This window comes from Flavobacterium sp. LHD-80 (assembly GCF_030929605.1).
In the GTDB taxonomy this organism is placed as follows: domain Bacteria; phylum Bacteroidota; class Bacteroidia; order Flavobacteriales; family Flavobacteriaceae; genus Flavobacterium.
The window spans coordinates 57,372-76,836 of sequence record NZ_JAVFVS010000013.1 but is presented as its reverse complement, the minus strand read 5'-3'; the positions used below and the strand labels follow the sequence as shown (position 1 = coordinate 76,836).

Here is a 19,465-nt window from a genome sequence, read left to right as displayed (position 1 = left end):
CGTTTTTATTTTTATTAAAACGATTTCGCTTAGAATTTTCATTTCTTCCGAAAATTCTACTCATTTACTAATCAACAAAAAATACTATGGCACATTTTTCAGACCAAGTTCACATTACCATTGGAGGTTTTACCCAAAACATTATTTATTATGATTTGAAGCTGTCGCAAAAAATGGCAGATCACCATTATTTTTCGTTTGTTTGGCAATATACCGGCAAGGCAGTCATTAAACCTGAAGATCAGGCCAATGCAATGAGAGATTATATTGGCAATGAAGTCATTTTTACTTTCAAAAGTTTGACAGGAATAAAACTGATGAGCAAGGGAATTATTACGGGGCTGACTTCGGTGGATAAAAACGGAAGCGCAGTTGGTCTCCACGTAAGTGGAACAAGTCATAGCATTGTATTGGACGACATGCCGAAATCGAGGACTTATCTTGAAAGAGGAATGAATGATATTGTTCTAGATATTTTGTCTGAAGGTCCTACTGAATTTTATCAAAGAGATGCGATCCGGTCTACCTATCTGAAAGAATTCAATTATATGGCTCAGTATAATGAAACCAGTTTTAATTTTCTAAAAAGGCTTGCTCAGCGTTACGGTCAGTGGTTTTATTTCGACGGAATGCGCATGCAGTTCGGACAGATCAAAACTTCAAAAGTAAAACTCATAAATGGAGCATCTCTCCATAGTTTTAAGATTCAGGCCAACATGATTGCGCATAAAATATCGCTGGCTGGCTACAATTATAATAATGCTTCAAGTATTCGGAATTCATCACAAAAAACATCTTCAGGAAGCAAAGACAGTTTCGCATCTAATATAGGATTTAATCAAGGAACTGTTACACAGCCTGAACTGAGTATTGGAGCCTATACCAATAATGCACAAAACAAAGACGAAATAGACGAAATGGTGACACTACAGACTGCTGGAAGCGATGCTAACAGTGTTTACTACAGCGGAATATCATACTTTCCAATAGGACTTGGACAGACATTTACAATCATCAACCAAACCGTCGAGCATCAGCTTATCTGCATAGAAGCTACACACCATTCAGAAGTACATGGAAATTACACCTGTGAGTTCAAAGCAATTCCTGCCGATGTTTCGGCACCGCATTACACAGACACAAAAGTTTTTGCAAAAGCAGAAACCCAGCCTGCAAGAATAAAAGACAACGATGATCCCGAAGGACTTGGACGCGTTAGAGTTGAGTTTTATTGGGGAATGGGAAGCACAAAAAGTGACTGGATGCGTGTAATGCAGCATTACGCAGGTCCAGAACGAGGTTCCTATTGGCGACCTGAGATAGACGACGAAGTACTGGTTAATTTTGAAGGTAGCAATGCTTTGAGACCTTATGTATCGGGTTCTCATTATAATGGTCAAGCAAAACCAGAGTTTTTTGACCCTAAAAACAGCATCAAAGGATGGAAACTCAAATTTGGAATGCTTTTTAAGTTTATTGAAAAAGTAGGCATCTGGCTTTCTGACCCAAGCGGGAATGAACTGCATATGAATGAAGAAACCAAAAGTACGACTATAACTGTTCCTGAAACATTGACACTTAACTGCAAAAATCTAATTATTAATGCTTCTGAGAGTATTACGACTACAGCGGGAGTAAATATTTTTGAAAATATTGGAGTTGATAAATCTACAACGATTGGAATGATGCATAATGTAAATGTTGGAGGAAATCAGATGATGAATATTACTGGTAATTCGTTTCAAAATATAGATGGCGACTTTCATTCTGAAATTAAAAAAGATAGAAATGTAGCTTCTGAAAGTAAAATTATTACTCACAGTGAAGCTGGACATGAATTTCATTCTAATAAAAACATACAAAACAACAGTAGTGAAGCTACCAGACAAAATTAAAATGAAATGGAGGAAATACGTACAACAATTAACGATATTCTCATAATAAATCAAGGCAATTATTTATTCGAATTTATCAATTTAAAGAACAATGCTGGACTTAGTATTATGGTAAACGGTCTTCAATATTATGATCCGTTCGGCAACTCGATGATTAGCTATCCAACTGCATTAGTTATGGATGACAAGGTTTATAGTCTTAAAAAAATAGGCGATGAAGTTAAAACACCTTCTGGAACTTCTATTCTCCTGCCATTTGATCAAATTCTCGAAATAGCTAGTAAAACTTTTTATGAAGATGGGCAATTTCGCCCTATAGATTTTTTAACTTTTAACACAACCAAAGAAAAATAATCATGTCTGAATATATTAGAGTAAAAGGAAAAATTATAGAAAAAACCAGAGGGACTTCCAGAGTTTATGCCAAAGGCGGAATTGAACACAACTCAAACGGATTTATCGATTATTTTGCTGAAAACCATACTTATGGCGAACCAGAAAAATATGTTTCTAAATTTAATTTCTTTCCTAAAATAATTTATATAAATGGTCATTTCTATAATGAAGATGGAACCTTTGAGGGTAAAGTGAACGAATTGGAAAATGAAGGAAGTGTAGAGGATGTTTATACTTGTACAGGAAAATCAACTTTTAAAAATGAAAATGGAGAAGAAATGTTAACATATAATAATACACAGCTATTAAAAGAAAATGAAAAAAAAGTTAGCCACTCCGATTTTTGTTATATAGCCTATGTAGTGAAAATGGAGTCTGGAGAAGAAAATTTAAAAGAATTAAAATCTATTGCATATACTAGTTTTAATAGAGCAAAAAGCGTTAAGAGCACTTGGAAAAAATTACTCTCTACTAGTTATTCTTCTGTTGGCAATAAAAAAGAAATGAAACCAGAGTTAAATGATAATAAATCAAAATTAACAAGGGAATCTCTTTTTTACGTCTTAAAAGGTGAAGATGATTTAACAAATGGGGCTGAATTTTGGGATGGTACTGATTTTCTTGCTTGGGGAAATTCAGAAATGAATCCATACAATAAAGTCGGACAAAATAAATTTGACGAATATAAATTTATTGAAATTCCTAAAGATGTTTACGATTCCTTTTTATCTGCAAATGGAAATTCTACAAAATATGGAGACAAGGGGAATCATAATGACAAAAATGACAAAGGAACTCATGAACATGTCAAAAAGAAAGTTAAACAAATTATTAAAGGAAAAGATGGTAAACCAGTTCTAGGAAAAGATGGCAAACCAACTTACGAAGAAGTAGAAGTGCCTTCTAAAATTAAATATAAAATTCCTGCTTCAGATTTTGAAAATAAAGATTACTGGATTTCGGGAAGCTTTTATTATGATACTGGAGTAAAAGCAACAAATGGAGTTTCTGGTACGGTTAGTGCTGGAAAAAGTATTTTTTGGAAACTTACAAAAACAAGGTTAACAAATGAAAAATCAGAATAATATGATTCAGAAGTTATTTATCACTGCTATTCTTAGCTGTTTTATTTTATTAATTAACGCTAAAAAAATCAAATCTAATGAATCTTCTTTTCAACTCGCTTTTTTAAAAGAAATTTATATTGATAAATCTGAAAATGAAGAAAGTAAAGGAGAAAAAGAAATTCGAAATTTTATAGGTCTTTTTCCAAAAAAAAATGACACAATAACTATTTTTAAAGTAAGTAACCTAAACGAAACCCAAGAAAAAAGTCTGTTTTGGATTAAGTCAGATATAAAAAAAGAATGTGCAATACTTTACTGTTCATCATCAAATGAAAACATAAAAGTTTCATTTAAACATGATAATAAAATAAAGATCAATGATGACATTTACACTGCTAACAATGAGTATTTTATATATTTAAAAAAGAAAATATTAAATGATAAATCTATTTTAGACTTAGTTTATTTTTTAAAAGATGGATATGGTGATTATTCACAATCTTTAGAACTATTAAATAAAAATTGGAGTAATTATAAGCAAAATACCAAGTATAGAATAATTAGTGCGATAATTAAGAATAAAGATCAACAAACAGACAACAAATATTTTATTTATCGAATAAAATATATTTATGACAAAAGGGGAACAATAAAAGATATAATTGGAGGTAATAGTTTCAATAAAAAATTCATTTCAGAAAATAAAAAAACTATACACTATTCAATTGATAAATCAATAAATGAAAGATCCCAAGTAAAAGAAGATTTATATATAAATAAAATAAATTTGTTCGATTCGATTGTAGGTAATTATGAACAATATTCCACCTCTAGGACTTTTTATTATACCAAGTTTCAATCACTTTTAAAAATTGTGCAGATCAATACAAAGCCCAAAAGCAGTCAAGAAATTTTTAAGTTGTTAAATATTAATGAGGAAATTTTAAAATAAAGATTATACATTAAAATATCTTAGTCCCTCTGCTGGCGCGAACGTCCTGCTCGTGAAACTAAAGTCTTTACAAAAAGAATAAAAAACAAGTTTTGCGTGCACGAGCGAGACGCTCGCGCCAGCAGGGGATACGGTTTTGTAAACCATTCCGTACCTCAAACGCACGGAGAGAAGGAAATACAACTCTAAAAGAAGAATTTCATGAAATCTATTAGCTTTATTATAATTAAAAACTTGTTATTATTTACACTTTTAATATTAGTTGTTAGTTGCTCCTCTAATAAAATCGATAAAAGTAAAATTGTGGGTTCTTGGTATTTTGTGAGTTATACCGATAAATCTTTTTCAAAATCAGAATTATATGATTTTGAAGAAGAATTTGGGAATCGACCAGAAAGTTGGATAAGTAATTTCAATTATACATTCAAAGCAGACAACACTTATGAATATAAGATTTATGGTGTTTTAACAAACAAAGGAATATACTCGATCAATCATAATAATTTGATAATATTACTTGATAAAATGAAATCAAAAAAAGATACTATGAAGGTAGAGTTTTTAGATGATAAGTTTTTACAAGTCAATAAAAGTAATAATGGAACAGAAAGATTATCCATATACTTTAAAACAAATTACAAATTTCCTGAAATTGAAGTGAATAAATAAAACACAAGTCATTACTTTTTAGGTCGCCAATGGAGCTTTGTATCAAACTGATTGAATGTCGGATTTTGAAACTGTCAAGTGAAATATTTTTAAATATTTGGCTAACAATAAACTTGCAATAAAGCAAAAGTTGCCAATTTTGAACGTTTTAATATAATTTTCATTGAAGTAAAAAAGAATAGCAAAAATAGATTGATATGGTTAAAAAAAAAATACTGAATTTCAAAGTTTTTAAAGTAAAAAAAGAAATGAGAACCAATAATGGTGGAGGATATTCTCGTCTTAAAAATTTCATCTGTAGAAAATGATAAAGCAACGAACCACTAACAAAACAACAGACTTTAAATATTGGCAGGAAAAATAGAAAAATTCAATAATCATATTAAATACAAAACCCGACCTTTAAAAAGTCGGGTTTTTATATTTTAGAATGTTACGCGTGTAGACAGCCTCCTCGCTCCTGCCGAGTTGGGGTGAATTTCATCTCTCCAAAATTCTGATGAATTCAATAAGCCACGATAATCTATAATTCGGCTTTGAAAGCGATATCCATAATATGTGAAATGATTTTTAATTTGCCATAAAAGGGCGTAAAATTTGTCCAATAATCTAATAATGATGTAACATCTTAAAATTTCATCTGCAATTCCTAAACGATCAAAAACAGGTTTTATCCAAGGTCCCAAAGGCAAGTTAACTCCAACAATTGATGGTCGAACACCAAGTTTGAATAAAGGATAATCGTAAGTATGCATATAAAATATGGTGTTTGGCGTTGAATGCGCGTTTACGATACTTCCAAAACCGAGATAGTTTCGCATAATAGTGCTAAAAATAGAACTAAGATTAGCCGCATTAAAAAGCGCACGATCAAAAGTAGTTGTGTTCAAATATCTTTTGTACAAAATACATTTTTGGTACAAAGCATCACCAGACAAACTTCTGAGCTCTGTCAGTTTAGCTTGATCGGTAAAGAAAATTGGATCGAAAGAAGTAACTCCAGCATTTAAGATTCTGCCAAGTTGCGGAAAAACATCATTTCCGCCTCCGCTAAAATAAATTCGGTCAATGCGATAACCACTTACATATTGCACAAAATGTGTTCTATCAGCATACATTTGAGAAGTTGTTTCTCCAAATTTTGCCAAATGCAAACAATTTAAATTAAGTCTTTGATTTCGATCTGTAATTGTATCATACAAATCTAAAATTGTTGGAACCGGGTAATCCAGCCAAGAATCGCCTTCAAAAATAACATTCAAGGTATTGGCATTTCCAGCGTTTCTTCTAAATAAAAATGAATTAGTCAAAAATGGCTGATGCAGGGATTCATCTTCCGCTTCAACCAGCGAAGTATTTGTACTACTCAATTTTTTCAAAGCATTATAAGTCACATCATCAGGATTGATATTTCCTGTCACTTGAATTTTATTATTTGCCTGAAAATTTAGAATAGAAATAATGGTGCTATCCGTTTGATTATTTACGATACTTCCGCTGGTCGGCACGGGATAACCTAACGCTTTCAAATAATTTTGTATTTGTGATACGTCAGCGCTATTGTTTACGGCGTTTAATCCTACGCTGTTTACGAGAGCACCAACGACTGGAGGATTTTGATTTATAACTGAGGGATTTGAAACTAAATTTTCCATAGTATTCCAAGTTTATGTTATTTTATTCGGATTAATATAGCCGTGTCCAGCTCTAAAAATCTCAAAATTGTTTTCTTTAAAAGAAGCGGCATCACAGGCGTTGAAGAGTTTTTTTCGTATTGAAATAATATCAAGATGTGGCTCTTTTTCTAAAATTTTCATTACTAAAGAAGCCACAAAAGGCGCCGCCATACTGCTGCCACTTTTAGAAGTCAGTTTATTTGAGGCTCTGTTTTCTCTGCTTGAAGATGAGCATGATGATTTTATTTTAAAACCGGGTGCAACAAGTTCAGGCTTCATACGTCCATCTGCTGTTGGTCCAGAGCTGCTGAAAGACAAAATAGGTTTAGTATCATCATTTTGATTATAAGCCCCAACAACAATACTGTATTTTGAATTGCAAATCGAATTTGTAGTATGAGTTTTATTGGCAATTGCTGGCAAAAATATTGATTGTCCGCCATCATCACGTTCGATGTAACAATGATAACGTCCATTTTTCACTGTTTTTCCAACCAGTTCAATCGTCCAGAACTTTGAGTTTAACTTGCCATTAACCAAAATATTAATTTGATTTTTGCCCGTATTGGGTTCGTTGCATCTTTGCAGACAAATTCCGACTTCATCATCATCTTTTAAAATTATTTCATCTTTAAAAGGCTTTGAGGAAAGCAACAGTTTCATATTATCATCGTAAATATCAACGCTTAAAACATCGTCGCCATGGTACCAAATTTCCATTTCATTTGGAGTTCTATCGTGTTTTTTAAACATCCACGGAATTTTAATCTTCTGATTTTCTTTGATATCGCCGTAAGTATGTGCATTTGACTGATGATAATTTCCTGTGCTTTGAACAATTGCAGTTCCTTTTCGTGTCGTTACAATATGATCGATGATTTGTTCAAACAACGTTTTTCCCATATGTGCATCACCATGACCGCCCAAACTCATATTGATTACCAATGGTCTTTCGTCTGCTTCATTCGTAATCAAACATAATCCTTCGGCACCTTTTACGGAATCGCCCAGTGACAAATTAGATCCGTTGACAAGGTTAGTTCCCATATCAACAGCGATTATTGGCACATTTGGAGCGAAACTTTTTGGCGCCACAGCTCCGTTTCCACATGCTATTCCGAGTACATGTGTGCCATGCGTTCCATTACCAAATAAATCTGATTTTCCAGGATGATAACCGAGTTTTTTAAACGGAAACTCATCTAATAAAGCTTCGTTGATCTGCGCTTTCGTAATGATTCTTCCATATCCGTATTTATTTCCGTCATATCGGTCAGATTGTACCCAAATTTTCTCGAATCGTGTTTTTCCGTTATTAATAAAATCGGGATGTGTGAAATCAAAACCAAAATCTATAATTCCGAATACAACATTTGAAACAGCATCGTCTAAAACATCATTTTTTTTATCAAGAATTTGGGTTTCAGGAGCAAGTTCAATGTAATTATTCGCAGGAACCACCATCGCTGCTTTTAGACTTTTTACCTTTTTGCTTTGGTAAATGGGACATAAAAAACGTCGCTGTGTTCTTATACTCACAATGTTTCCAAATTCTGAAATAATTTTACAATTATCTGGATAATCCTTTTCTTTTTCTAAACGCATTAAGAGTGATAATTCTTCATCAGGATTACCATATAAAATAACTTTGAGTCTTGGATCCATAATTTTACATTTTAAAATATTAATCCAAAGCGTCTAATCTTCTCTCAATAGAATTTAATTCAGAATTCAAAAGATTAAAATAAATTGTTTCTTCTATTACTGTTGGAAAACCATCCTCAACAGAATTTGCAGAAGCGATAAAATCATTAATTTCTTTGATATAAAGACTATCTTTAAAACCTAATTTTTCCAATCCAGTAACAAAATCCTGATCGTTTTTTTCAAGTTTAGAAAAATTGGCGTGCTCTAATATTTTGGTGAAAATTTCTAGCGAACTTTTAAAACTAAATAAACTTTTATAAGCTAGATTTTTGCTCAAAAAAGCTTTCTCTTCCTCTGCTTTTTTTGAAAGTTTAAAATTGCTTTTAAACATTGTCGGTCTGATATTATTAATTTTTTCAAGAATCTGATTTGTATTCTTTTCAATTTTATCTAAACCAATAGTATCTTGGGTTGAAGTTGCTGTTTTCATTTTTTCACATTTTTAGCAATTGGTTTTTGATCAGTAGTAGAAGTATCTGCAGGTTCTGAAGCTGTTTTAGAAATTGCCTCTAGTTTCTCCTTAATTTCCAGAATAACAACATTTAACTCTGCATTACTTTTTTCTAAACCTTCAATTCTTGGATTTAACTTCTCAGCAATAATTCCTTCCAGATTAGTTTTGTTCTTATCTGAAATTTTGGCAATTTCTTCTTCCAAAACATTAGTGAGTTGCAAAATTTTTGTTTCGACATTTTTTAGAGTTTCGAAATTTACAGGAGTCGTTTCTTCAGTTGTAGCCTCTTTTCCCTCCTCCTTTTTGTTTTTTCCAGCAGCTTCTTCTTTAGACACATCTCTAATTGGTTCAGAGGTAGTCTCAATAGAAGCCGAAATATGTTTGTCGCCTTCAATTTTGGCTTTGTTTTCTATAATTAAGTAATTCAGCAATGGATTTTCAGAAACCGCGCCAGCTAAAAGTGCTGTATTAGTAATTTCCTGATTACCTGAAACGTTATAGAAACTCGCTCTGCTGTTGGCAATTACATAATTGATTAATATACTAAATGGATTCATTGTTCATAGTTTTAAAGTTAATAGAAAGTAAAGGGCAATTGAGGATCAACTGCCCTCTCTATAATTTACTTATTCATCATCATCATCAATGCAATAGGCAAAATATTGTTATTATTTGCTGTATTGCCTTGATTTTGCTGTGACATAATAAGCACTAATGGAAGCATCATGTTTGAATTGTCTGATTTTCCAGAACCTGAATCACCCATTGTAGTCATCATGGGCAACAACAAAGACATCGTTTGATCAATGTAGATAGGATTTTTGCCATCTTTAGCAACAATTTTAGTATCAGTTCCCGTACCAGTAACTTCAAGGTTTTCTGTAACTAATTTTGGCTGATTCAATAACGATCCCATCATGCTCATCATTTGCATATTTTTTAAAACCTTTGTTTGATTATCGCCTTTTCTGGCGTCTATCTTTGCAAGTTCTGTATGCTTTTGATCTAATGCAACCAAGGTTTTATTTGTTGCTATTGATGTTTTTTTCAGCTCATTTACCTGATTTGAAATTGCATCTAATGATTTTTTCAATTCGCTTTTAGTAGCATAATCATTGGCTCTTCCGCTTAAGGCTTTTCCAAAGTTTGATCTTTGTTTCACTGCCGAACTTACATTCGGTTTAATTCCTTTTATAAAAGGTCTCTTTTTGGAAGCTTCATCATAACTTTCGTCATAGCTTTCTAATAAATCCTCGCTTAAAAGATCCTCACTGAAATAATCTTCATTTAATAAATCTTCGTCTAAATAACTTTCAAAATAGCTCATAATTTTAATTTTTAATGGTTAATTTTTGTTGAAATAATGTTTGTTATATTTCTGGATGGCAGGTTGAATATATTTGTTGAAAAGAATAAAATCAGGAATCGTATAACCTGGTTTACCAATGCCAAAGCATTCTGAACAGTCTGGATTCTCCCCAAAGCATTCCGTACAGGCGCCAATCGCTTTTGCTAAATCATCATTTTGATTTAACTCAAATTCCAGCTGAAATTTCAGCCCTTCAATTATGGTAAAAAGTTTATGGTTGATTTTTTTTAGTTTCTTGACTCTTTCTTCAAGTTCTAAATCAACTTTTGGGATTTCTTTTTCCTCTTCGGGCTCTTTTTTTTCCATCATGGGCTGCATAAGCTCAAAATATTTAGCCATTTCAGGATTATGTTCTTTCAAATATTCTAAATAAGCATCCATTAGTATAACATTTAGGTTTTATAAACTTGCAATAGAATTTTCAAGTCTATTGATTCGGTTAGGAGTATTTGTGCCAACAAACTGGCCATATTGATCAACGTAGTAATCTTCAGTCGGAATCAAACCTCCGTTGTAATATTCATACAAAATATTCTCTGTTAGGTAATTAACGCTCTCGATTAATTCGGCAAAAGAGTGGCTTTCGATTGGGGCATTAGGGCTTGCAGTACCTAAACTTTGTTGTGCCTGTCCAGCTTGAAATTGAGGATTGTTGATTACACCGCCCAGCTGATTATACAATCCTTGAACTCTGCCAATATCCTGTGCCGCTTGCGGACGAAGCGTTACCGGATTGTCCTGTACATATTGCTGAATAGCAGGAAGCGCTGCTCTTCCGGCATTTGCCAAATAACGTCCGGTATCTCCTAAGGCTTGTCTAAAAGGTCCCTGTGGTGCTGGTCTACGTTGTGGTGCAGGTCTGCGTTGTGGTTGAGATGGTCTGCGTTGTGGCTGACGGCTATTGTCTAAAGCAGCACTACCCGCTCCTGCCAAATTGCTCACCAAACCTCCAACAGCACCACCAATTTGAGGCGCACCAAAGTACGTTCCAACAGCAGTTCCAACAATTGGAGCTACAGCAGAAACACCGCGCAAAACGCCAGAACCAATACTGCTGGCTACATTACCTAAACTTGACCAAAATCCTTCTGCTTCACTTTCACTCATTTGATCTACTCGTGATAAAAGGACATCTTCTAGTTCGCTTTCGCTTAAATTAGAATATTCCGGTCCTAAAACATATCGTACAGCTTCAAAATAATTGTCTTCGCTGAATGATTCTCCCTGAAAAACTTCATGATATAAACTCATAATTTTTAGTATTACAATTAACTCTTACTCTTTTAATAGGCTTTTCAGATTTCGCCTATCCATTTTGTGCACAAAAAAGGGACGATGTAAAATTGATTTTTTATAAATTACTACAAAACAGTACTTTAACCCAAATTTTTAAATAAATTTACCCTAAGAAAAAGGGTACATTTCCCCTTGTCGTTTTTTGGCGTTTAAAATATTTTTGCTCTCGATGTTTTTATCAAAACACTATTTATCAAACAATTAACCCACAAACTATTAATAATCATGGAAAGACAACCCGAAAGACCAACACAATTGATTACTAAAAAATTCGCAAAAGAATTACATACGAATTTTATGAAGTATAGAGCAAGCATTATTGCTAAATACATTAAAAAAGAAGATGCCAATGCAGTTTGGTTTTCTGTAGAAGAACTTGAAAATTACATTCATTATATCAAGTCTAAAGGAGAAAAAACAGGTTATAATGTAAACGGGATTCGTATTTATTTTGGAGTATATCCAGAGGAAAAAAAATATGCCGAAAAAGCTGGTTTGATGACCGTATTTTTAACCGCAACCGGCAAAAAAATCAAAACACCAAAAACAGGAGAAATACAAACTTTTGCTTTGCTTAGTGATGAAAACTCTGACATATCAAGCATTGAACCAATGAATTACGGAAGTATTGGAAGACCACCTGCCTTGGACTATTAACTAAAAAATCATGTTCGAATTTTTACGATTTTATATTTTCTATTTAGCTTTATTTTCTGGAATTATAGGCTTGATTTCATGGCATAAACTTCCGGGTTATAAAGCTAAATCACTCGTAATTTTAATTTGGTTTTCTGTAATTATAGAAAAAGTAGGTTATTATTTTACAGAGTGGACAGGCTTGCTGAATTACTATGTTTTTAATTTTTATATGTTAGTCAGTTTTTCTGCCTATATATTGCTCTTGAGGAGCCTGTTAACTAAAACCAATTATAGAATAACCGGTTCTCTAAGTTTACTGCTTTTTATAGCATCCTTTTTTCTGAATATTTTATATTTCAAAGAAGATGTAAATCATTCTTACACATACAGTTTTGCTATTGGCGTGATATTAATTATGATTTTGTCCTGTTTGTATTTGGTAGAAATTTTTAATTCAGACAAAATATTGAATTTTAAGAAATCGGTGTTTTTTTGGTACATACTCGGGATTTTAGTTTTTCATGTCCCTTTTTTGCCCTTTATGCTGGCTTTGAATTGGTTTTTAATCAAACAAGACGAATCGGTTTTTAGTTTAGTAGTATTTATTTTAAACCTATTAGCGCAGAGTTGCTATATTATTGGATTTTTATGGAGCGAAAAGAAATACAACTATTAGTCATTTCGTTAGGTATTGTTTTTTTAACTTTACTGATCATTTTGCTTGTCATATTCTTTTATTTTCTTAAAAAGAAAAACACCTATCTGGTTGAAAAAATGGAATCAGAATTGTATTTTCAATCGGAATTAATTAAAACCCGAATTGAGATAAAAGATCAGACGTTGAGCGAAATAAGCAAAGAACTTCATGATAATATAGGCCAAATCATATCTGTAGGCATTATGCAGCTCAATATTTATTTGGACAGCGGAAGAACTATTAAAGCCAATGAACTACAGGATCTTAAAGAAATACTTGCCAAATCACTGGATGAAATCAGGATTTTATCCCGAATCATTAATAAAGACAATTTACTGCAGAGCAATTTCATCGAAGCCATTAAACAGGATCTAGAGCGCATAAAAAAACTGAAAAACATTCAGTACAAATATAATCTTACGGGAGAAATCCCGAAGATTAGCCAAGAACATGATTTGTTCATTTACCGAATTTTTCAGGAGGCACTGCACAACAGCTTAAAACATTCACACAGTGATTTATTTGAAGTAAATATCAGTACTGTCAATACCGTTTTTCGATTAGAAATAAAGGATTTCGGGATAGGTTATGATGCAAGTCAGATAAATTCTGGGATAGGTTTAAACAACATGAAATTAAGAGCCAAATTGATTGGCGCTAATTTAATTATGGAATCAGATTCATCAGGAACAACTGTAACTTTAGAATACCCCTTAACCATAACCAATGAAACCCAACACTAAAAACCGAATAATTATTGTAGATGATCATCAGCTTTTTTCACAATCTCTGGAACTTTTAATCAACAGTTTCAAAGATTTTGAAGTAATCAACCGCTTTGAAAACGGCAAATTATTTGTCTCCTACTTGCAAGATCATGCCGATGCCAATGTTGATTTAATTTTATTAGATGTGAATATGCCTGTTTTAGACGGCGTAAGCACAATGAAATGGATTAAAGAAAACAGACCCGACTTAAAAGTGATCGCACTTTCTGTTAATGATGACGAAGAAATTATCATCAAAATGATTACAAACGGCGCAAAAGGTTACCTGCTAAAAGATACTTCGCCCGAAATTTTTAAAGAAGCGATTATCTCAGTTATTGAAAAAGGTTTTTATTTTACCGAATTAGTTTCAGGCATGCTAGTCAAAAAAGCAAACAACGATTCAAAAAAAATTAATTTAAAAGAAAAAGAAATTGTTTTTATTAAACATGCCTGTACTGAAAAGACGTATAAAGAAATCGCATCAGAAATGTGCTTAAGCCCCAAAACAATCGACGGATATCGAGAATGTCTGTTTGACAAGCTCGAAATCAAAACCCGAATTGGATTGGTTCTTTACGCCATAAAACACAAAATTGTTTTAGTTTGAATTAATACGTAATCGCAGAAAATATTGGATATTCTTTGATTTTTTCTCTTCCGTTCAAGAAAGACAATTCCATCAAGAAATTGCATTGCACGATTTCTCCGCCTAGTTTCTCTACTAATTCGCAAACGGCTTTTGCTGTTCCGCCTGTTGCCAAAACATCGTCGTGAATCAAAACGCGATCTCCTTTTTTAATAGCATCAGTATGCATTTCTAGGCTGTCTGTGCCATATTCGAGTTCATACGAAGCTGAGATTATTTCATAAGGCAGTTTTTTAGGCTTTCGAACCGGAATAAAACCAGCATTTAATTCCTGCGCCAATAAAATTCCGAAGAAAAATCCGCGACTTTCTGCTCCAACAACCTTATCAATTTTCTGATCTTTTAAAGAATTTACCAAAACCGAAAGGCATTCTTGTCGTGCAATTGGGTCATTTAAGAGCGGAGTGATATCTTTAAACAAAATTCCTTCTTTTGGAAATCCCTGAATATCACGTATATAATTTTCTATCTTCATTTTTTTTTATTTTTCTGCAATTTTATTCTTGTTTATCTCACATTTATGTCTATCTTTGCACCCGCAATAAGCAATCAACAAAGCTACAAAAAATAGCTTAATGATACAAAAAAGGCCTCGTGGCGCAACTGAATAGCGCATCTGATTACGGCTCAGAAGGTTACTGGTTTGAATCCAGTCGAGGTCACTACTCGGGACAAAAGAAAAATATCATCTTTTGTTCCGTTTTTTTTTGCCCGTAATCTATTGTTTACCAAATAAATACAGTTGACCATTTCATTAATTCGGGCGGTGCGGATTTTCTTTTCTTCAAATGTGAAATTTTCGGGAAAAATTAAACCAATCATCTCCCTAGAATCAGCTAAAGTGCCATTTTCAAAGGTCTCACCAAGCTTTAAAAGGTTTTCCAGTCCTGAGTTCGTTAACTGCTCTATATTAGCCTTATCATCCTCTACATTTCCAATCTCTTTTTCCAGCTTACTGATAATTGCATTATACTCCACTTTCATAAGATTATAATCTTCAGGATCTATCTTCTCTGTAACCAACAAATTTCTGGCAACTGATAACTTCTTTTCATAAACTGCAATCTGTTCAAGTGATTTCTTCTTTTCATTAGCGACCACGCCTGTATGCTCTCTGTAAGCTTCAAGCAGAACTGCCGTGTATAATTTCTTTACTTCAGCTAAAGGTTTTAATTTATTTAAATGTTCTTTAAATATTTTATTGACCACCTCTGAGTTAATCCTCCATCTGCAATCTTTATCACAATGATAATAGTAATAATATTTGCTTCTTCCTTTGCATTTGCTTCCCGTTAACTTTTGGCCGCACTGCGGGCAAAGGAAAAAACCTCGCAGGGGAAAGTTCTCAACAGTCTTAATTTTCGGTCTGTATGTCCGGGCTTTACTGTCAAGAACATCCTGTACCCGATAAAATAATCCCTCGCTGATAATCGGCTCATGCTGTCCACTGACCCATTTTTCTACTTCATCCTTGTATTTGGGAACAACTATTTTTCCGCAGTAAAGCGGATTTCTTAGAATTACCCATAAATTGCTCTTAGATAGGACAAGCCCTTTATCTTTAGCCATCTGATAAATAGATTCAGTGCTAAAGACGTTTCTTGCAACCTGTTCGAATATCCAGATAAGTTTTGCCGCTTTCTCTGGTACAACAGCAATATATTTCTTTCCATCCTCAGTAACCTTATTTACGTATCCATAAGGCGCCATCCCCATATGCCTCCCCTCCTTCTTCCCGCGCCTAAGACCTTGAAAGGTATTTAAAGCCCGACGGTCATTTTCAACTTCAGGTGCTGCCAGATAAAATGCAAGCATCATTTTATTTTCGGGAACGCTTAGATCAAGGGGCTGCTCTATAGCCTGCGGCTCTACCCCCAATTTTCTTAAAACATTGATCATTTGGTAAGCGTCACCCGCATTACGGCTGAACCTGTCCCACTTCATAAAAAGAACCAGATTAATTTTATTTTTATGTTTCTTAACATCAGCCAGAAATTTTTTCCATTGAGGCCTGTTAAAGGTCTTGGCCGAATGATCTTCATAAATTACATTGCGTATCTGTATCTGGTTAATGCTGCAATATTTTCTCAGCATTTCCTCCTGACTGCGCTGTGAGAAACCTTTTTCTGCCTGCTCATCCGTACTTACACGAACATATAAGTCTGCTATCTTACTCATTATGTTTTATTTAAATATTTCAACACGGCGATATTAGCGATTATTCTTAAGAAATGCAAGATTTCCTCTGCCTGTTCAATAGTAACATCCATTCCTTCCGATCTAAGCATTTGCAGAGCTTTTTCCGGTGTCAACTTTGAGTTACTGTAGTCAATATCTCTTTCCATAATTACACTTTTTAAAATTTATAAAAAAGTAATTTAAATTAAAAGTGCTTAAATCTTATTGATCATCATGGTTTGTCCTTGAGAGGAAGCTTGTTTCTGTCTTCCATCTTGTATATTTGGGATATTCTAAGAAATGCTCACAAACTCACTTCTTAATGCAATTGGAATAGCTGCAAAAAAAAAGACATTTATCAATACGGGATTGATTTAAAAAAAAATGGTCAGTAAAACTTAATACTGACCATTTTTAGAAAAGCTTTAATTTTTAATTACGATTTTCATCCTAATTATCAGTTTCAACGGCAAGTTCAACAACATGATGAACCAGGAAAGCATCTATCAGGGAGAGTGCGTAACCATGATGAATGGGCAGCATTTCTGGCTTTAGCAGGATTTCATCAATATAATTCTCTGCATCCCATAGCTTTCTGACTAAATCGGGGTTTTTCGGTTCAATTCTGCTCAAAACTTTCTCAAAAACCACATTAGCTGTTCTTATAAATTCTAATCTATACTCACCAACTAGTGGCAATGCAGAAATTTGTATAGGTGTCTTCTTCTTCTTCTTCTTCTTCTTCTTCTTCTTCTTCTTCTTCTTCTTCTTCTTCTTCTTCTTCTTCTTCTTCTTCTTCTTCTTCTTCTTCTTCTTCTTCTTCTTCTTCTTCTTCTTCTTTGGCTTACTATTTTGATTTTTATCTGATACTTTTTCGGATTGTGTTAAGCGATAATCATGCCCATCAGATTCATGATCATCTACTTTATCAAAAACTGTTTCAAAGATATCCAGTTTAAGATCATCATCGAAGGCAAAACCGTTCTCTCGCTGTTGTGCCGAGATATAAATATCCCATTCTATAACACTTATCTTATGCATATTTCTAAACAGCAGTTCTGATAGTTTCAATGCCGAAGAAGAAGCATCCAGCATTTCCGTCCATTTTATAAATCCAGCCAAATTTGCAATATAATGCTGAGCTTTCATTAGAGTAAAATTGTCTTCATCGATATCAAAATCGAGAATAAGAGCATCTATATCAAAATACTTGGGCATATATTGATAAAGTTCACGGCCATAATCGGCATCGAAATAAGGCTTTTGTGTTATAAAATCTTTGTAAAGATTTTTTGATTGAAGTTTGAAGTACTCAATAGTTTCCATAATACATTCCTTTTAACACCGGCTGTATTATCCTGACTTTTGCGTTCGTAATCTTGTTTGGATAATAAGCAGGCAGATTTGCATTATTAAACTATTGGCTGATAAAATCTTTGCACGAACAGGCATGCTTGTCAACAAGCATAAGCAAATATAACAATAAATATAATAATTACAATAGATAAATTGTTTTTAATTAACGCTTTATATAATTCATTGTCTTAAGGAGATTCAAGAAATTCATCTTCACAAGATTTATACTTTGTATAAACCATACAACAAACGGGGACATATTGATTTAATTACCAATAAAAAACAGGTAGAAAATTTATTCTAAATTGAAATAACCTTTTATTTTTGCATACTCAATTTAACAATATAAAAAAACATGAAAGATTTAGTAGCAAAAATCAATGCGGAAATCGAAACATTTAAAGCAGAATCAGATTCTTTAATTGAAAAAGGCGTGAAAGCCGCTGGAGCTAGAGCTCGTAAATCGACCTTAGAAATTGAGAAACTTCTAAAAGAGTTTAGAAAAGTTTCTATTGAAGAATCAAAAAAATAATTTCAATCTTACTTTTATCAAATTGGCCTTTCAGTTTCTGAAGGGCTTTTTTCTGTATAAAATTAATTCCACATTACTCTTTCATATAGGAGAAACCATTATTACTGGCAATAGTAATTAAAGGCTGAATTGTTTCTTTAAATCGTAGATAATCCCACCCGCTATCATCTAAATCAGGAAAAATGCTAAGATATTCCTCCAAATATTTATTTTTGGAGGAATAACTTTTAACTACTTCAAAAGCTGTCTTCTGCAGAGTATAAAATTTATCAAAATGTTTATCTATCAAAGGGAGCCTATTGCTCTTAAACGAATTAAATTTTTTATCGATTGGAATTAGATTCCAAATTAAATCATGTGAAACAAATGCATGAGGTACAAAATGATCCAAAGCATATTTTTTCTCATCGAAAACCAATTTTTTATTTGTAAAAATACAATCTATTGCCCCCAATTCATTAAATACAAATTTCCAATATTCATTTGTTTGTTTAATAAGTGAATTTCTTGCAATTGTCTTATATATTTTATTTGGAATGTCCGGGACATTTGGGTTTCTTTTTTGAAGAAAAAGAGACAAATTCCAATAGCAGAAGCCCTTAAGTATCTTTGAATTTAGTTTAAGATAAGAAATCCAACTTGGATTTATCTCAATATGATCTTTTTCTAAACGGTAGAGACAGCCGTAATCAAAATTCTGCGAAAGCAAATATATCTCATTACGAGTTCCTGAAAACCAAGACGAGATAAACCAATGAGGTACGTTTTTATCAAAGTGATTTAACGCCTTAATAGTTTGTATATTATTAGTATTTTCTAAAATAGAATTAATTCTATTTCGATTTTCATTTATTGTTAGATTTTCGATTTTTATAATAGCTCTTACTGAATCCTGAATAAGATCTTGTTTACCAAAAGAAACATGAAAATAGTTAACAGTATACCAAGCGTTACTAATCATTCTTGCAAATATTTTTTTCTTAGAAATTTTAACATTTCCCTCCTCTACTAGTTCAAGAATTGCTAAAAACCAGTAAAACTTGTAGGTGGCAGAAGTATTTGTAAAAACTGAAGCCAATTTATTTACTGGCAAATATTGAGAATGTGGCAAATCCATAAATAAAGTTTAAATATACAGTTAAAGAAATTTAATATTATATTTCGAG

The 19,465-nt window shown here is 32.8% G+C and carries 22 protein-coding genes and 1 tRNA gene; 11 read left to right on the top strand and 12 right to left on the bottom strand.

Going from position 1 to position 19,465, the window contains the following annotated elements; all coding sequences use genetic code 11:
• Positions 1-86: 86 nt before the first annotated feature.
• From RB619_RS19235 to RB619_RS19215, 5 genes are all read left to right on the top strand, one after another.
• The gene (locus RB619_RS19235) at positions 87-1,895 is read left to right on the top strand and encodes a phage baseplate assembly protein V (protein ID WP_308100540.1); all 1,809 of its coding nucleotides are present in this window, start codon (positions 87-89) and stop codon (positions 1,893-1,895) included.
• Between the two features lie 6 nt (positions 1,896-1,901).
• Positions 1,902-2,249: a hypothetical protein gene (locus RB619_RS19230; RefSeq protein ID WP_308100538.1), complete on the top strand. Its 348-nt coding sequence runs from the start codon at positions 1,902-1,904 to the stop codon at positions 2,247-2,249.
• 2 nt (positions 2,250-2,251) lie between these two features.
• Positions 2,252-3,376, top strand: coding sequence for a hypothetical protein (locus RB619_RS19225; protein ID WP_308100536.1), 1,125 nt, complete (start codon positions 2,252-2,254; stop codon positions 3,374-3,376).
• Positions 3,360-4,310 (top strand): hypothetical protein, encoded by a 951-nt coding sequence (locus tag RB619_RS19220; RefSeq protein WP_308100534.1) that lies wholly within the window; start codon positions 3,360-3,362, stop codon positions 4,308-4,310. Before RB619_RS19225 ends, RB619_RS19220 begins: the two co-directional genes overlap by 17 nt.
• Positions 4,311-4,511: 201 nt before the next feature.
• A complete protein-coding gene (locus RB619_RS19215; RefSeq protein WP_308100532.1) occupies positions 4,512-4,979 on the top strand; it encodes a DUF5004 domain-containing protein in 468 nt (155 codons plus the stop codon).
• A gap of 425 nt (positions 4,980-5,404) precedes the next feature.
• On the opposite strand, the gene RB619_RS19210 is transcribed toward RB619_RS19215, so the two are convergent.
• The 7 genes from RB619_RS19210 to RB619_RS19180 all read right to left on the bottom strand — a co-directional run bounded on the left by RB619_RS19210 (position 5,405) and on the right by RB619_RS19180 (position 11,436).
• A complete protein-coding gene (locus RB619_RS19210; protein ID WP_308100530.1) occupies positions 5,405-6,634 on the bottom strand; it encodes a peptidoglycan-binding domain-containing protein in 1,230 nt (409 codons plus the stop codon).
• A 12-nt stretch (positions 6,635-6,646) separates the two neighbouring features.
• Positions 6,647-8,320 carry a S8 family serine peptidase gene (locus tag RB619_RS19205; RefSeq protein WP_308100528.1) on the bottom strand — a complete coding sequence of 558 codons (1,674 nt, stop codon included), beginning with the start codon at positions 8,318-8,320 and terminating at the stop codon, positions 6,647-6,649.
• A 19-nt stretch (positions 8,321-8,339) separates the two neighbouring features.
• Positions 8,340-8,792: a hypothetical protein gene (locus RB619_RS19200; protein WP_308100526.1), complete on the bottom strand. Its 453-nt coding sequence runs from the start codon at positions 8,790-8,792 to the stop codon at positions 8,340-8,342.
• Positions 8,789-9,373: a hypothetical protein gene (locus tag RB619_RS19195; protein ID WP_308100524.1), complete on the bottom strand. Its 585-nt coding sequence runs from the start codon at positions 9,371-9,373 to the stop codon at positions 8,789-8,791. Before RB619_RS19195 ends, RB619_RS19200 begins: the two co-directional genes overlap by 4 nt.
• Positions 9,374-9,438: 65 nt before the next feature.
• Positions 9,439-10,143 carry a hypothetical protein gene (locus tag RB619_RS19190; RefSeq protein ID WP_308100522.1) on the bottom strand — a complete coding sequence of 235 codons (705 nt, stop codon included), beginning with the start codon at positions 10,141-10,143 and terminating at the stop codon, positions 9,439-9,441.
• 18 nt (positions 10,144-10,161) lie between these two features.
• Positions 10,162-10,566 (bottom strand): hypothetical protein, encoded by a 405-nt coding sequence (locus RB619_RS19185; protein ID WP_308100520.1) that lies wholly within the window; start codon positions 10,564-10,566, stop codon positions 10,162-10,164.
• 18 nt (positions 10,567-10,584) lie between these two features.
• The gene (locus RB619_RS19180; RefSeq protein WP_308100518.1) at positions 10,585-11,436 is read right to left on the bottom strand and encodes a hypothetical protein; all 852 of its coding nucleotides are present in this window, start codon (positions 11,434-11,436) and stop codon (positions 10,585-10,587) included.
• Between the two features lie 270 nt (positions 11,437-11,706).
• On the opposite strand from RB619_RS19180, the gene RB619_RS19175 reads away from it, so the two are divergent.
• The 4 genes from RB619_RS19175 to RB619_RS19160 all read left to right on the top strand — a co-directional run bounded on the left by RB619_RS19175 (position 11,707) and on the right by RB619_RS19160 (position 14,194).
• Positions 11,707-12,138 (top strand): hypothetical protein, encoded by a 432-nt coding sequence (locus RB619_RS19175; protein WP_308100516.1) that lies wholly within the window; start codon positions 11,707-11,709, stop codon positions 12,136-12,138.
• 10 nt (positions 12,139-12,148) lie between these two features.
• Positions 12,149-12,796 (top strand): hypothetical protein, encoded by a 648-nt coding sequence (locus RB619_RS19170; protein WP_308100514.1) that lies wholly within the window; start codon positions 12,149-12,151, stop codon positions 12,794-12,796.
• A 98-nt stretch (positions 12,797-12,894) separates the two neighbouring features.
• On the top strand, positions 12,895-13,560 hold the full coding sequence (locus tag RB619_RS19165; RefSeq protein ID WP_308100512.1) for an ATP-binding protein: 666 nt from the start codon (positions 12,895-12,897) through the stop codon (positions 13,558-13,560).
• Positions 13,544-14,194 (top strand): response regulator transcription factor, encoded by a 651-nt coding sequence (locus RB619_RS19160; protein WP_308100510.1) that lies wholly within the window; start codon positions 13,544-13,546, stop codon positions 14,192-14,194. The genes RB619_RS19165 and RB619_RS19160 overlap by 17 nt, the downstream gene beginning before the upstream one ends.
• Position 14,195: 1 nt before the next feature.
• On the opposite strand, the gene RB619_RS19155 is transcribed toward RB619_RS19160, so the two are convergent.
• On the bottom strand, positions 14,196-14,708 hold the full coding sequence (locus RB619_RS19155) for an adenine phosphoribosyltransferase (protein WP_308100508.1): 513 nt from the start codon (positions 14,706-14,708) through the stop codon (positions 14,196-14,198).
• A gap of 113 nt (positions 14,709-14,821) precedes the next feature.
• Here RB619_RS19155 and RB619_RS19150 point away from each other — a divergent pair.
• Positions 14,822-14,895: transfer RNA gene (locus RB619_RS19150), tRNA-Arg, on the top strand.
• On the opposite strand, the gene RB619_RS19145 is transcribed toward RB619_RS19150, so the two are convergent.
• The 3 genes from RB619_RS19145 to RB619_RS19135 form a co-directional block, all read right to left on the bottom strand.
• Positions 14,861-16,411 carry a recombinase family protein gene (locus RB619_RS19145; protein ID WP_308100507.1) on the bottom strand — a complete coding sequence of 517 codons (1,551 nt, stop codon included), beginning with the start codon at positions 16,409-16,411 and terminating at the stop codon, positions 14,861-14,863. The genes RB619_RS19150 and RB619_RS19145 overlap by 35 nt on opposite strands.
• Positions 16,411-16,578, bottom strand: a complete 168-nt coding sequence (locus RB619_RS19140) for a hypothetical protein (protein WP_308100505.1) — start codon at positions 16,576-16,578, stop codon at positions 16,411-16,413. The genes RB619_RS19145 and RB619_RS19140 overlap by 1 nt, the downstream gene beginning before the upstream one ends.
• Before the next feature lie 283 nt (positions 16,579-16,861).
• Complete coding sequence (locus RB619_RS19135) at positions 16,862-17,737, bottom strand: hypothetical protein (protein WP_308100503.1); 876 nt, start codon at positions 17,735-17,737, stop codon at positions 16,862-16,864.
• A 385-nt stretch (positions 17,738-18,122) separates the two neighbouring features.
• Between RB619_RS19135 and RB619_RS19130 the strand changes: the two genes are divergently transcribed.
• Positions 18,123-18,299, top strand: a complete 177-nt coding sequence (locus RB619_RS19130; protein WP_308100501.1) for a histone H1 — start codon at positions 18,123-18,125, stop codon at positions 18,297-18,299.
• A gap of 73 nt (positions 18,300-18,372) precedes the next feature.
• Here RB619_RS19130 and RB619_RS19125 read toward each other — a convergent pair whose 3' ends face one another.
• Positions 18,373-19,416 (bottom strand): HNH endonuclease domain-containing protein, encoded by a 1,044-nt coding sequence (locus tag RB619_RS19125; protein ID WP_308100498.1) that lies wholly within the window; start codon positions 19,414-19,416, stop codon positions 18,373-18,375.
• Positions 19,417-19,465: the final 49 nt, after the last annotated feature.